Raw genomic sequence first — 13,624 nt, forward strand, 5'->3', positions numbered from 1 at the left:
GCGACACTCGGCCGTACGGGCGGGGCGGTCCAGACCCCTGCGCGCGCACTCGTCTCCCCGCCACGCCTGCGGTCTTTTTACCCCTGTTTTTCCGCACCCTGCGTCTCTCGGCGAGGGCCGCCGCAGCAGCTGCTCACGGCGCCCCGAATGCCTGCCCGGACCCTGCGGAACCCTGCGCCAAAGGGGCCATTCCTGAGCCCCCTGGCGCGGCTTGAGCGATGACCCCGCCAACCGAAATTATTTGGAGACCCACGGGAACCAGGTAACCCGGTAATCAGGCCGCTGAAATGTGCACGAGAGCTAGATGCCCCAAGGGATGCGCCAGATTACCTGCTCAGGTAATTCGAGGTAATTCCGTATCCGGTTGGGGGTAATGCAATTGATTTGAAAGGATTTTTTTTGTGGGGTGGTTACCTCGCCAAAAGGTAATCAGGTTACCTCGACGTTACCCAAAAATTACCTTTGATATATTGATATAAATATATGATTTATAAGTAATTATAGGGGGTCATGGGTGAGTGATTACCTAAGTTACCTATTTCCGATGGTCGTCCAAATATTCGCCATTAAAAGGCCGGGGAAGCTGCCCCGCCCCCACCGTCGCGCTCCACGCACTCTCACGCTCACCTTGCGAGTGCGGTTGATCACCCGCTTGGCCAGCGTCAGTGATCGCTGGCCGCAGGATCCGTCGGGGTGGCCAGGTCGGCGATCCTATCGTTGGGATGCAAGTCATAGACAAGTTGATGAGGGACGCCCACGCGTGCTCAAAGCAACAGCACCAGCGGGCCAACAAGTCCGTGATCACGTCTATGGAGGCATGTACTCGTCCGCTGCGCCGTTAGGGCATGCGTATGGAACGGTGCCGCCTGCGAGTCGTACGGCGCGCCTGGACACCACCACGCGTCAGGGCGGACCGCTGCTACGGAATTTGCTCCGATGAGCTTCGACGGCTTTTTTCGCCTCAGCGATATCGGCATCACTGAACTGCGAAGGCGATGGCATCGATTCTATGTAGCGGTGAAAGCGTTTTTCCATGCCCCCTAGACTGATGCTGTCGTAGTTGGATTCCTTGAACAGGTAGGAGGCTAGGGGAAGCAGAGCATCGTCTAAACGCTGAGTGAAAAACCGCTGCGCGATCCACAGATAGAGATCGACGATCTGCAAGCCGATCGAGTCCTTGCTACTGGAAATATGGAGGTCTTGGCTCGGTATGGATAGACCAAGTATTTCATCCTCGTCCAGATGGGTATAGAGGGGATGAGTTAGCAGTTGCTGTCGCTCTACGGGGGATGCATTGTTCATCCCGTCCCGCATTATTTTTTGCGCCCGGTGAGTCTCGATCTGTGCTTGGTTAAACTCAATTTGCCGATCGACCACGATGGCTGTCGCGTCCCTCAGCGATTTGGATCTGAGCCTTCTTCCGATTGATGTCGTCACAAATTGAAAGCCGACCGCATTAGGTGAAACAAGCTTTCGATCAGGTCGGCCAAAGTCCAACGAGAGCGGGTTCGAAATTCCATAACAAAGCGGCTGTATGAAGGCCTCTTTGCTGCGTTCGTCCCAATCGGTATCCAATATCCTCGCCTGCACTTTTCCGAGCAAGGCTACGATGTCCGCGGCTCTCGACTGTACATCTCTAGAGGTGCATAGATCCCACGCACTCCGGAGCAAGCTCTCATCCATGACATCAGAGAGCCCTTCAACGATAAGAAATCGTAGGGGCGTCCAGTAGTTGTGCCACATCACAGCAGGATTGAGACCAGCGTCGTACACAGCGTCGAAGAAAAGTACCACCGCTAAGGTCCGCTTCTCGATAAAGTAGAAGTCGAAGGCTAGTTCCAAATCGTCATGAAGCTTGATAAGCAGCGGTGCTATCGCTTGGATGCCCGCTGAGCGCATATTTTTGGCGTGTAGATCGGTACGGTCTGCCATCGCAAGCATCTCGCGATGGAGTTGGCTGCCCGCTTGATCCAAGTTGTGTACGGTGCTAACGACGCCATAGCCTAGGATTGGCTGATCTAAGTTGAAAAGATCATTTCCAGTGTTCCCTGACTCGTCTACATAGAAGTACATCGGCAGTCCATTGCGTGAGTAGTCTCGTCCGGTAAAATTAGCTCGGCAGTCCTTCAGTTGCAATGGTTTCACGCCATGCACTAGGTAAAAATAACGTGGCCAAGCCCATGATTTTTAAAGTTAGTTTAGCTACCTTGTAAACAGTAGGTCATCCGTTCGATTCGGATAAGCGGCACCATCTTTCAATGCCCAGCCGCCGCCCCCGCAGGCGACGACACCCCGTACTCAGGAATCGGCGTAGCGGTGCGACAGCAGCGAGCGCACCAGGAAGGTCACCTGCGCGGCCGAGCGTGCATCAACGCGCAGTACGGGAACGCGGAAGCCGGCAGCAAACAGGGCATCGCGCACGGTGGGAATCAACAGCTGCGGGTGCTCGTCGGTGCGGGTGACGCCGACCGCCAGGCTGGCATCGGGCGCGATGCGGGAAAACTCCTGCAGCAGTTCCAGCGTGGTGGCGACCGGGTCGGGTGATCCGGCGCTGACCAGCACGATCACCCCGAGCGCGCCTTCGCACACCATCGGCCACATGAAATCCAGGTAGCGCTGTCCCGGCACGCCGTACAGGTGCAGCAGTTCGCCGTCGTCCAGTTCGATCGAGCTGTAATCCAGCGCCACCGTGGTTTCCACCTTGTCGGCGGTGGCGTCCTCGCTCAGCGGCATTTCAGTGCTGATCGGTTCGACATCGGAAATCGCGCGCACCGCGGTGGTCTTGCCCGCGCCCATGCCGCCGACGAACACCAGTTTGTTGGCCGGACCGCTCATGCGCGACCCGCCTGCAGGTCCAGTCCGAATCGACGTGCGACCCAGGTCAGGAACCGTGAGTCGCGAAGGCCCGCGGGGCGCGCTGAGGGGGGCACGGCGTTCTCCTGGTGCTTGGCAAGGCCACTGCTGGCAGCAGCCGAGAAAAGGAATTGCACGGTATCGTGCGGCAAACCGCTCGCCGCGGCCAGCGCGGTGCTGGTCCACGACGCGGCATGCAGGCGTGCGATGGGCAGCAGCCAGCTGGCGGGCACATCGCGGTGGTCCAGGTCGGGCCAATGCAGCAGCTGCAGGGAGGTGCCCGCGGCGACCGCCGGCAGCAGCTGCGGGCGATGACGCGCGATGCAGAAATACAGCGATTCGAACGAATGGCGGCGCGGCAGCAGGTACACGTACTGATGCTGGAAAGTGTCCATGTCCAGCGCCGTCGACGACCAGGTGAGGTCATCCAGCAGCGGCACGATCTCCGACAGGGACGCGCCAACCGGCAGTGCAAGGCTGCGCGTCGCGGTATCCACCACCACCCGCGTAGCGCCACGCTGCAGCAGGTACAGGCTGGCATCATCGCCTGACTGCATCGCGCGCAGCAGCAGCGGCGTGCCCGCTTGCGCGGGTTGTTCCGCTGCCGGGTCCGGCGCTTCGCCCACGGTGGCCAGCAGCCCGGCCAGTGCCTGGTTGATGTCACGCACGCTGGCGCCGTGCGGCAGCACGCCCGTCGCAGCCGTCGCGCCACGCACGATGCGCAGCGTCGCCACGCCCTGGGTGCGTGCTTGCTGCTGCAGGACGGCCATGGCCGACGGATCGCCGCCCACCACCAGCAGATCGGCCTGCTCCCCGCTCCACGGCTGCAGACGGATATCCATGCGTTCGGCCAGCAACAGCGAGCAGGCCAGTTTCAGCCGGGTACCGTGCAGCAGGTCCAGCCCGGCGTGGGCGACCCGGAAATGTCGTATCGGTGTGTTCATGGGCGGTCAGTGCAGGTCGCCGGCCACGCCCGCGTCAGGCAACGACGGCGGGCGTGGGGCGAGCGCGGCTCAGCTGAAGTCCAGCGTCTTTTCGAAGGACTTCAGTTCGTGGCGCGCCATCGCCAGGTTCGAACGGCTGCGGTCCAGCGCCACGTACAGGAACAGCATCGGATTGCTTTCCAGCGGGCGGATCAGGTGGTACTGCGAGCTCAACGTGATCAGGATGTCTTCCAGCGTGTCCGACAGCCCCAGCTGCTGGGCGACGCGACGTTTGGCGCGCACCACTTCGGTGTTGCCGGCCGCAGCCAGTTCCAGGTTGATGTCGCCGCCACCGGTCATGGCCAGCGCCATGCCGCTGTCGCTGTCGACGAGCGCGGCACCGACGAAGCCGGCGAGCGTATTGAGGTTTTCCAGGTTGAGCTTAGACACAGTCGTCCTTTCTTGGGTCGTGCAGAGGGAAACAGGCCAGCAAGGCCTGCAAGGTGAAAAAACAAAGGCGCTACGATCAGGCGGCGCGGGCGCGCAGCGCGGTTTCCAGCTTGGCGGCGCATTCGCGCGCATGGAACAGCAGCACGGCCAGGTTGACCTCCACCGCCGCGACTGCGGTGAGCGTCATCGGCTTGTCCGCGTTGACCCGGATCAGCACGACGTTGCCTTGGCGGGTGCACACGGTGGCGTGTTCGGCTTCGCTGAGCGACAACTCGCGCGATACCGTTTCGCCCAGCGTGAGGAAGGAGTTGGCCATCGCAGCCAAACGACGGCCGTCCACGCCCAGCACCGAATCCTCGGCTACCGCGCGGCCATCGGCGGTGGACAGCAGGAGCAGGGTCAGGCCCGACTCGCGTTCGCGCGCCTGGCGGAAGATGTCTTCGATACGGGACGCATCGTAAAGATGGCGCGCGGGTAGGCTTTCGCCGGTCGCGCTGCGAACGATCTGGTTGATGGCACTGCGCTGCACTGGTTTCCCCCTGGAACCTGGGTCGGTACGACCCAGGGCGATGCTTTTCTATCAACCGCGGAGGGTCGAAAGTGTGAACCGTAGCACAGTATATCTGACCGTTTTCGTAATGGATCTTCACCTTGCAGGCGTGTCAAGTGTTTGACGCCCATGGAATTCCATCGGACCAGACCGATGACGTGGGTGCGGCGGACATCGCGCCTGCTGCACCGCCGCGAGTACACGCCGGGTGCGCTGGCTAGACTGCTTCTTTTGTCCAGAACGAGGTCTCCATGTCGCATCAACCTGTCTCGCTGATTGGCGTGCCTACCGATATCGGCGCCGGCGATCGCGGTGCACGCTTGGGCCCCGAAGCGTTGCGCATTGCCGGCCTGGCCGAAGCATTGATTGCCCGCGGCGTGGACGTGCGTGACCTGGGCAACCTGGATGGACCGCGCAACCCGTGGACTGCGCCGGTGCAGGGCTACCGGCATCTGGACGAGGTGGTGGAATGGAACCGCGTGCTGATGGAGGCCAGCCTGGCCGAGCTGCGCGCCGGTCGCATGCCGATCATGCTCGGCGGTGACCATTGCCTGGGCGTCGGTTCGGTTACCGCCGTGGCGCGCTGGTGCCGCCAACAGGGCAAGCAGCTGCGCCTGTTGTGGCTGGACGCGCACTCGGATTTCAACACCAGCGATGTCACTCCGTCCGGCAACGTCCACGGCATGCCGGTAGCCTGCCTGTGCGGGCTTGGCCCGGATGCATTGACCCGGCTCGGCGGTGACGCCCCGGCGATCCTGCCCTCGCAGGTGCGCCAGATCGGCATCCGCTCGGTGGATCCGGAAGAGAAACGGCTGATCAAGACCCACCGCGTGGACGTGTATGACATGCGCTACATCGACGAGGCCGGCATGAAGCGCACGATGGAAGCCGCCCTCGCCGGAATCGACGACAACACCCACGTGCACGTCAGCTTCGACGTCGATTTCCTCGACCCCAGCATCGCCCCCGGGGTGGGCACGACAGTGCCAGGCGGGGTGAACTACCGCGAAGCGCAGCTGGTGATGGAGATGATCGCCGACAGCGGGCGCATGGGGTCGCTGGACATCGTCGAACTCAACCCGCTGCTGGACAACCAGAACGCCACTGCGAAGCTGGCGGTGGACCTGGTGGAGAGCCTGTTCGGGAAGTCCACGCTGATGCGCGATTGAGGGCCAGTTGCGGCGTCCCGCTGGCCCACATGAACCGATCAACTGCTCGTTCACACTCGCTCCACGCGCCGCGCGCCAGATTGCACTTCACGCGGCACGCCCGGGTCGTTCCGGGCGCCGTGACCTGAGAAGGAGAAGTCGATGAAACGCATTATTTCCGTACTGCTGCTGGCGCTGTGTACTGCTGGTTCGCTGACTGCCTGCAATACCGTTGCCGGAGCCGGCAAGGACATGCAGGGAGCAGGCGAGGCCGTCCACGATACGGCGCAGGAATGCAAGGACGGCAAGTGCTGATCAACGGCTTTCCCGCCGTCTGCACCGCGGCCGCGGTGGTTTTTTAAATCAAACTGGAGAGTCCCTATGAAGCGTGTAATTTCCCTGATGCTGCTGTCGATGTTCTCGGTCGCCATGCTGGCCGGCTGCAATACCGTTGCCGGTGCCGGCAAGGACGTGCAGGGTGCTGGCGAGAAGGTCGAAGACGCCGCCCGCGGCAACTGATCCGCGCAAGCGTTTCAGTGATGAAAAGGCCGGGATTTCCCGGCCTTTTTTGTGCCTGCGCGATGGCATCCGTTCAACGAGATGAGCAGTGGTTTCATCTGTGCTTGACTGCTGCCCAACATCCGATGACGCATGCTGCAGATGCGGTAAACATGACGCACTTCATCAAGAGGCCAACGCACATGAACAAAGACATTATTTCCGGCAAGTGGACCCAGCTCAAGGGCAAGGCCCAGGTGCAGTGGGGCAAGCTTACCGATGACGACTTCGATGTTGCCGAAGGTAACGCGGAATACTTGGCCGGCCGCGTGCAGGAACGTTACGGCATCGCCCGCGACGAAGCGGACAGGCAGGTCAAGGAGTTCGATTCCTCGCTGCGCAAGGACTACCCGGACTTCAAGTAAGTCGGGCGGTTGAAACCGGTAGAAAAACGGGCCTTCGCGGCCCGTTTTTTTATGGGTGATCCAGGCTCAGCGACGCGGCGGGTCGGGCACGTACTGATCGGGAAAGGCCTGCGGCTCGCGCTCGGGGACACGCGCGGGACGATCGAGAACGATCCCACGCGCGCGCAGGTTGCGCGCACTGTCGTAGCGAAGCTGGGTAACCTGGGCCGGAGCGGACGTCGCGCGTTCGAAGGCGGTGTCGCGCACCGCTGAGGCCTCGCGTTCGCCATGTCCCGTGCCCAGCCGTTGCACCGGCGCCGGCGCGGATTCGGCCATCACCCGCGACTCGCTCCTGGCGGCATCCTGGCTTGCGGCCGGGGCAGGCGCGGCGCGGCGCGGCGACGTGGCCGGCCGATGCTCCCAGCGCACGGCATTGGCTTGGTTGAACACCGCGATGCCGACCACGCCCAGGTTGTCACCGCGCCCGGTGCGTTCGGCATAACTGTCGCGCGGGCTGCTGAAGACGAACTGCGCCACTTCATCGTTGGACTTCCGCCAGCCGGCGATGTCGGTGGTCTGCCAGGGGTTGAGCACGTAACCGGTCTGGTCGGGAGTGGCCTGCTCGCCGCTGATCGCGTTGATGCCATCCACCGACAGCACCACCAGCACGCGTTGCGGGCTGGCATTGCGCAGGCGCACGCTGTACCGGTGTCCGTGCTCGCCCGGGGTCCAGCGTTGGCCGTCGTGCGCGTACTGCGGCAGCAGCCCGCCGGTATCGCGGTCCAGCAGGGTCAGCAATACCGGTCCACTCGCGATCCGCGAGGGGGGTGGGGTGATCATCGGCGGCGTCGGCCTGAAGCCGGCCAGCAGGGCAACGCTCAACAGGGGCAGCAACAGGCGCTTCATCCGGATTCTCCACGGCGGGGTCTACTGCGCAAACGCCCGAACGGGGCCGACGGGGTTGCGCCAGCAAGGGTAAACTGCAGCCGTTCACCGAAAGTTTCCCGTCGAGCAGTCATGACCACCCGAGTCCTTACCGGCATCACCCCCTCCGGCACCCCGCACCTGGGCAACTATGTCGGGGCCATCCGCCCCGCCATTGCCGCCAGCCGTGCGCAGGGCATCGAGAGCTTCTTCTTCCTGGCCGACCTGCACAGCCTGATCAAGGCGCAGGAGCCGGCGCGCACCCAGCGTTCCACGCTGGAAATCGCCGCCAGCTGGCTGGCCTGCGGGCTGGATCCGGAACAGGTGTGGTTCTACCGCCAGAGCGACATCCCGGAAACCAACGAACTGATGTGGTTCCTGACCGTGGTCGCCAGCAAGGGCATCCTCAACCGTGCGCATGCCTACAAGGCGGCAATCGACAAGAACGAGGCCGAGGGGCTGGACCCGGACGCCGGCGTGAGCGCCGGGCTGTTCATGTACCCGGTGCTGATGGCCGCCGACATCCTGATCTTCAAGGCCAACCGGGTGCCGGTGGGCCGTGACCAGATCCAGCACATCGAGATGGCCCGCGACTTCGGCCAGCGCTTCAACCACGTCTACGGCAAGGAGTACTTCCCGCTGCCGGAGGTGGTGATCGACGAACAGGTCGCTACGCTGGCAGGCCTGGATGGCCGCAAGATGAGCAAGAGCTACAGCAACACCATTCCGTTGTTCGCCCCGCGCGAAGAGCTGAAAAAGCTGGTGTTCTCCATCCTGACCGATTCGCGTGCGCCGGGTGAGCCGAAGGACACCGAAGGCTCGGCCCTGTTCCAGATGTACCAGGCGTTCGCCACGCCGGAACAGACCGCCGGCTTTGCCAGGGCCTTCGCCGAGGGCATCGGCTGGGGCGATGCCAAGCAGCAGTTGTTCGAGCGCATCGATGCCGAACTGTCGCCGCTGCGCGAGCGCTACGAAGCGCTGATGGCCGAACCGGAGAAGATCGAAGCGCTGCTGCGCCGGCGCGGCCAGCAGTTGCGCGAACAGTACGCGGTGCCGCTGCTGAAGGAGCTGCGCCATGCGGTAGGCCTGCGCGACCTGGCCGACGTGCCGAAGGCCGCCGCCGCCGAACTGGCCCGCAGCGCACCGCCGGTGTTCAAGCAGTACCGCGAGAAGGACGGCCGGTTCTACTTCAAGCTCACCGACGGCGAAGGCACGTTGCTGGTGCAGAGTGCGGGCTTTGATTCACCGCGCGACGCCGGGCAGCTGATCGCCGTGCTCAAGCAGGCCGAACAGGGCGACGCGCTGCAGAGCGAACTGTTCACGCTGGAAGCCGAAGTGGACGCCGTGCTGGCTGCCCTGGCCACCCTGCGCGACGCCGGATAACGGGCGACCCCTTTCAACCGAGGATCTGCTGATGGCCTGGTTGTCGCTGCTGCTGTTCCTGCCCTGGTTCATGCTGCTCGGCGGGCTGTTCTGGTGCTACCCACGCCAGCCGCGTTGCCCGCGGCGGCGTGCCTTCGATGCGGTCGCGCTGCTGCTTGCCCTGGTGTTGAGCGTGCTTTCCATGCACTGGGGTTTCCAGTTGGGTCGGGCCCAGCCCGATGCCGGCCCTGTCTGGCCGCAGGTGCTGGCGGTGCTGTATGCCTACGGCGCGTTCCTGGCGGTGATGGTGGCCGCGCTGCTGCTGCGCCCGCGCTGGCTGCTGCGCGCGCCCTGACGCAGCCCTCGACCAAAGCCGCATCGAACGCCTTCGCCCGCGCGCCTACCATGGGCATCTGTCCTTGATCCTGCCAGGTGTGCGTCGATGACCGCCGATCCCAGCATCCACACCATCGATACCGGATTCCAGCGCGCCGACTTCGACGCGGCCTACCTGGTGGTGGAGAACGGCCGTGCCGCCTTCATCGACTGCGGCACCTCGCTGGCGGTACCGGCGATGCTGCAGGCCCTGGCCGATGCCGGGCTGGAACCGCAGGCGGTGGACTGGCTGCTGCTGACCCACGTGCACCTGGACCACGCCGGTGGCGCCGGCACGCTGATGCAGCACCTGCCCAATGCGCGCGCGGTACTGCATCCGCGCGGTGCGCCGCACATGATCGATCCCGCACGGCTGATCGCCGGTGCCACGGCGGTGTACGGCGAGGAGGAAATCGCGCGCAGCTACGGTCGCATCGAGCCGATTCCGGCAGAGCGGGTGGTGGTGGCCGAAGATGGCCAGCGCATCGACCTGGCCGGGCGCGCGCTGGTGCTGATGCACACGCCCGGCCATGCGCAGCACCATTACTGCGTGTGGGACGCACGCAGCCGCAGCTGGTTCACCGGCGATACCTTCGGTCTGTCCTACCGCGAACTGGACAGTGCGCAGGGGGCCTTCATCATCCCCACGTCTTCACCGGTCCAGTTCGATCCCGAGCCGTTGAAGGACTCCATCCGCCGGATGCTGGCTTACCAGCCCGTCGCCATGTACCTCACCCATTACGGGCGGGTGGACGCAGTGGAAGCGCGCGCTGCGGACCTGTTCGAGCAGATCGACGCGATGGTGGCGATCGGGCGCCAGTGCGACGGCCGCCCGGACCGCCATCGCCATCTGCTTGCGGCATTGCGCGCGCTGTACCTGGAACGCGCGCTGGCGCATGGCTGTGCGCTGGACCAGGATGCGGTAGCTGCGGTGCTGGCGATGGACATCGAGCTCAATGCGCAGGGCCTGGCGTGCTGGCTGGACCGCGGACGGCGCTGATCATTCCGCGTCATCGTGCTGTCACGTACACTCAGGGCATCCCTGTTTCCCTGTCCCCCGGTGATCCGTGAACCCGATGCGCGTGCTGTTGTTGTCGTCCTGCCTGTTCGTCGGTGGCCTTGCACATGCGGCCAATGATCTTCCCGGCGGCGGCATCGATCCGCAGGCGCTGTCGCGCCACGTGCGCGTGCTGGCCTCCGATGAGTTCGAAGGCCGCGCACCGGCCAGCGAAGGCGAAGAGCGCACGGTGCAGTACCTGATCGAGCAGTTCCGCAGCTACGGCCTGCAGCCGGGCGGCGTAGACGGCAGCTGGGTGCAGCCGGTGCCGCTGGTGCGCGCGCAGCTGGACGGCGCGGCCACCGCCACGCTGTCGCTGAAGGGCGGCAAGCGCACCCTCGCCAACGGCGCGGACGTGACCCTGCAGAGCCTGCAGCCGCGCGCGCGGGTACAGATCAAGGATGCGCCGCTGGTGTTCATCGGCTATGGCATCGATGCGCCCGAGCGCAGCTGGGACGATTACAAGGGCGTGGACCTGCGCGGCAAGATCGCGGTGGTGCTGATCAACGACGCTGACTTCGAGACCGACGCACCCGGCGCCTTCGATGGCAAGGCGGTGACCTACTACGGCCGCTGGACCTACAAATTCGAAGAGGCCGCGCGCCGGGGTGCCGAAGGCGTGCTGATCGTGCACGAGACCGCGCCGGCGGCCTATGGCTGGGCCACGGTGAAGAGCTCGGGCACCTCGCCGCTGTTCGACATCCAGCGCAGCCGGGACGAAGCCATGGCCCAGCACACGCCACTGCGTGGCTGGATGCAGCGCACCCTGGCCGAGGCGATCTTCGCCGATGCCGGCCTGGACTTCGAGGCGGAAAAGCGCAAGGCGCAGCGCGCCGATTTCAAGCCGGTGCCGCTGGACAACGCCCGCCTGAGTGCTGCCTTCAAGCTCAAGCGTGAAGAGGTGGTCACCCGCAACGTAGTGGCCAAGCTGCCCGGTGCCGAGCACGGCGACGAGGCGGTGATCTTCTCTGCCCACTGGGATGCGTTCGGCATCGGCGAGCCTGATGCGAAGGGGGATCGCGTGCGACGCGGCGCCATCGACAACGCCACCGGCGTGGCCACGGTGCTGGAACTGGGCCGCGTCTTCGCCGCCGGCCCGCAGCCGCAGCGTTCGCTGTATTTCGTCGCGCTGACCGCTGAAGAGAAGGGCCTGCTCGGCGCCAGCTACTACGCCAGGCACCCGCTGGCACCGCTGGAAAAGACGGCCGCAGTGCTGAACATCGAGATGTTCAGCCCGGATGGCGCGACCCGTGACATCGCCTCGTGGGGCAAGGGTCGGGTATCGCTGGAAGGCGACCTGGAGCGCGTGGCAAAGGCCCGCGGCCGCGGCTACAGCCCGGATCCGAACCTGGAAGCGGGCTTCTTCTACCGTGCCGACCACTTCGCGTTCGCCCGCCTGGGCGTACCGGCGATCACCATCGGTCCGGGGCTGGACAAGCTGGACGGTGGCATCGAAGCCGGCCGTGCGCTGCGCGAGAAATACTTCAAGGACTGTTACCACCAGGCCTGCGATGCATGGACCCCGAGCTGGGACCCGGCCGGCCACGCTGCCGATACATTGCTGGTCTATGACCTCGGCCTGGAGCTGGCCAACGGCCGCAGCTGGCCGCAGTGGGAAGAAGGCTCGGAGTTCCGCAAGGTGCGCGACGCCAGCGAAGCGGCACGCCGCTGATCTGGTGGGTGACGACCGTTGGTCGTCACGCCTCTCCCGCAGCCTCAGACCACCGGCGGACCGGGCTGCTTCCAGTGATTGTTTCCCGGCAGCAGCAGGTTCAACGCGATCGCCACCACCGCGCACAGCGCGATGCCCTTCAGGCCGAAATCATCCGGACCGGTGCCGGTGCCGACCAGTACGCCGCCGATACCGAACACCAGCGTTACCGACACGATCACCAGGTTGCGTGCTTCGCCCAGGTCGATCCGGTGGCGGATCAGGGTGTTCATGCCGACTGCGGCGATGGAGCCGAACAGCAGGCACAGGATGCCGCCCATCACCGGTACCGGGATGCTCTGCAGCAGCGCACCGGACTTGCCGATGAAGGCCAGGCTGATGGCGAAGACCGCCGCCCAGGTCATGATCTTCGGGTTGTAATTCCTGGTCAGCATCACCGCCCCGGTGACTTCGGCATAGGTGGTGTTGGGGGGGCCACCGAACAGTCCCGCCGCGGTGGTCGCCACGCCATCGCCGAACAGGGTGCGGTGCAGGCCGGGCTTCTTCAGGTAGTCGCGCCCGGTGACGCTGCCGACGGCGATCACCCCGCCGATGTGTTCGATCGCCGGCGCCAGCGCGACCGGCACGATGAACAGGATCGCCTGCCAGTTGAACGCCGGGGCGGTGAACCGTGGCAGGGCAAACCACGGTGCCGCCGCGATGCGCGCGACATCGACCACGCCGAATGCGAAGGACAGCCCGAAACCCACCAGCACGCCGAACATGATCGGCAGCAGCCGGAACATGCCACGACCGAACACCGCCACCACCAGCGTGGTCAACAGGGCCGGCATCGAAATCAGCATCGCTGTCTGGTACGGAATCAACTGCGCCCCATCGGCGTCCTTGCCCATGGCCATGTTGGCGGCGATCGGCGCCATCGCCAGGCCGATCGAGATGATCACCGGGCCGATCACCACCGGCGGCAGCAGCCGGTCGATGAAACCGGTGCCCTTGATCTTCACCGCCAGGCCCAGGAAGGTGTAGACCAAGCCAGCAGCCATCACCCCGCCCATGGTTTCAGCCAGGCCGAACTGCTGCTTGGCGAGGATGACCGGGGTGATGAAGGCGAAGCTGGAAGCCAGGAACACAGGCACCTGGCGGCCGGTCATCAACTGGAACAGCAGCGTGCCCAGCCCGGCGGTGAACAGCGCCACGTTCGGGTCCAGCCCGGTGATCAGCGGCATCAGTACCAGCGCGCCGAAGGCCACGAACAGCATCTGCGCGCCGGACAGCACCTGGCGCCAGAGCGGGTCGTTGAATTCATCCTGCATCGTCGGGAGTTCCTGGGTAGGCGCCGGCAACCAGTTCGTCGGCAGGGGCGGGGTGGATGATATAGGCCTTGTCCGCGCTCCGCTGGAGACGCGTC

15 protein-coding genes are annotated in these 13,624 nt (G+C 64.5%); 8 read left to right on the plus strand and 7 right to left on the minus strand.

Going from position 1 to position 13,624, the window contains the following annotated elements:
* Nucleotides 1–903 precede the first annotated feature (903 nt).
* From ACI2JH_RS07780 to ACI2JH_RS07800, 5 genes are all read right to left on the minus strand, one after another.
* The gene (locus ACI2JH_RS07780) at nucleotides 904–2,073 is read right to left on the minus strand and encodes a DUF3800 domain-containing protein (RefSeq protein ID WP_404735876.1); all 1,170 of its coding nucleotides are present in this window, start codon (nucleotides 2,071–2,073) and stop codon (nucleotides 904–906) included.
* 225 nt (nucleotides 2,074–2,298) lie between these two features.
* Complete coding sequence (locus ACI2JH_RS07785) at nucleotides 2,299–2,835, minus strand: ATP/GTP-binding protein (RefSeq protein ID WP_182656460.1); 537 nt, start codon at nucleotides 2,833–2,835, stop codon at nucleotides 2,299–2,301.
* Nucleotides 2,832–3,797 carry a hypothetical protein gene (locus ACI2JH_RS07790; RefSeq protein ID WP_404735877.1) on the minus strand — a complete coding sequence of 322 codons (966 nt, stop codon included), beginning with the start codon at nucleotides 3,795–3,797 and terminating at the stop codon, nucleotides 2,832–2,834. The genes ACI2JH_RS07785 and ACI2JH_RS07790 overlap by 4 nt, the downstream gene beginning before the upstream one ends.
* Before the next feature lie 69 nt (nucleotides 3,798–3,866).
* Nucleotides 3,867–4,226, minus strand: coding sequence for a roadblock/LC7 domain-containing protein (locus ACI2JH_RS07795; RefSeq protein WP_182656458.1), 360 nt, complete (start codon nucleotides 4,224–4,226; stop codon nucleotides 3,867–3,869).
* 76 nt (nucleotides 4,227–4,302) lie between these two features.
* Nucleotides 4,303–4,755 (minus strand): roadblock/LC7 domain-containing protein, encoded by a 453-nt coding sequence (locus ACI2JH_RS07800; RefSeq protein WP_404735878.1) that lies wholly within the window; start codon nucleotides 4,753–4,755, stop codon nucleotides 4,303–4,305.
* A 272-nt stretch (nucleotides 4,756–5,027) separates the two neighbouring features.
* Here ACI2JH_RS07800 and rocF point away from each other — a divergent pair, with 272 nt between their 5' ends.
* The 4 genes from rocF (at nucleotide 5,028) to ACI2JH_RS07820 (ending at nucleotide 6,847) form a co-directional block, all read left to right on the plus strand.
* On the plus strand, nucleotides 5,028–5,945 hold the full coding sequence (rocF, locus tag ACI2JH_RS07805; protein WP_404735879.1) for an arginase: 918 nt from the start codon (nucleotides 5,028–5,030) through the stop codon (nucleotides 5,943–5,945).
* A 141-nt stretch (nucleotides 5,946–6,086) separates the two neighbouring features.
* Nucleotides 6,087–6,239: an entericidin A/B family lipoprotein gene (locus ACI2JH_RS07810; RefSeq protein WP_404735880.1), complete on the plus strand. Its 153-nt coding sequence runs from the start codon at nucleotides 6,087–6,089 to the stop codon at nucleotides 6,237–6,239.
* A 66-nt stretch (nucleotides 6,240–6,305) separates the two neighbouring features.
* On the plus strand, nucleotides 6,306–6,443 hold the full coding sequence (locus ACI2JH_RS07815; RefSeq protein WP_042613760.1) for an entericidin A/B family lipoprotein: 138 nt from the start codon (nucleotides 6,306–6,308) through the stop codon (nucleotides 6,441–6,443).
* A 182-nt stretch (nucleotides 6,444–6,625) separates the two neighbouring features.
* The gene (locus ACI2JH_RS07820; protein WP_042613761.1) at nucleotides 6,626–6,847 is read left to right on the plus strand and encodes a CsbD family protein; all 222 of its coding nucleotides are present in this window, start codon (nucleotides 6,626–6,628) and stop codon (nucleotides 6,845–6,847) included.
* Between the two features lie 66 nt (nucleotides 6,848–6,913).
* On the opposite strand, the gene ACI2JH_RS07825 is transcribed toward ACI2JH_RS07820, so the two are convergent.
* On the minus strand, nucleotides 6,914–7,732 hold the full coding sequence (locus ACI2JH_RS07825) for a hypothetical protein (protein WP_404735881.1): 819 nt from the start codon (nucleotides 7,730–7,732) through the stop codon (nucleotides 6,914–6,916).
* Between the two features lie 111 nt (nucleotides 7,733–7,843).
* On the opposite strand from ACI2JH_RS07825, the gene ACI2JH_RS07830 reads away from it, so the two are divergent.
* The 4 genes from ACI2JH_RS07830 to ACI2JH_RS07845 all read left to right on the plus strand — a co-directional run bounded on the left by ACI2JH_RS07830 (nucleotide 7,844) and on the right by ACI2JH_RS07845 (nucleotide 12,216).
* On the plus strand, nucleotides 7,844–9,133 hold the full coding sequence (locus tag ACI2JH_RS07830; protein ID WP_182656455.1) for a tryptophan--tRNA ligase: 1,290 nt from the start codon (nucleotides 7,844–7,846) through the stop codon (nucleotides 9,131–9,133).
* A 31-nt stretch (nucleotides 9,134–9,164) separates the two neighbouring features.
* Nucleotides 9,165–9,467, plus strand: coding sequence for a hypothetical protein (locus ACI2JH_RS07835; protein ID WP_182656454.1), 303 nt, complete (start codon nucleotides 9,165–9,167; stop codon nucleotides 9,465–9,467).
* An 87-nt stretch (nucleotides 9,468–9,554) separates the two neighbouring features.
* A complete protein-coding gene (locus ACI2JH_RS07840) occupies nucleotides 9,555–10,487 on the plus strand; it encodes an MBL fold metallo-hydrolase (RefSeq protein WP_404735882.1) in 933 nt (310 codons plus the stop codon).
* Between the two features lie 76 nt (nucleotides 10,488–10,563).
* Nucleotides 10,564–12,216: a M28 family metallopeptidase gene (locus tag ACI2JH_RS07845; RefSeq protein ID WP_404735901.1), complete on the plus strand. Its 1,653-nt coding sequence runs from the start codon at nucleotides 10,564–10,566 to the stop codon at nucleotides 12,214–12,216.
* A 44-nt stretch (nucleotides 12,217–12,260) separates the two neighbouring features.
* On the opposite strand, the gene ACI2JH_RS07850 is transcribed toward ACI2JH_RS07845, so the two are convergent.
* Nucleotides 12,261–13,529 (minus strand): uracil-xanthine permease family protein, encoded by a 1,269-nt coding sequence (locus ACI2JH_RS07850; RefSeq protein ID WP_404735883.1) that lies wholly within the window; start codon nucleotides 13,527–13,529, stop codon nucleotides 12,261–12,263.
* Nucleotides 13,530–13,624: the final 95 nt, after the last annotated feature.

It is taken from the genome of Stenotrophomonas sp. NPDC078853, assembly GCF_044901215.1.
Lineage (GTDB): Bacteria > Pseudomonadota > Gammaproteobacteria > Xanthomonadales > Xanthomonadaceae > Stenotrophomonas > Stenotrophomonas lacuserhaii.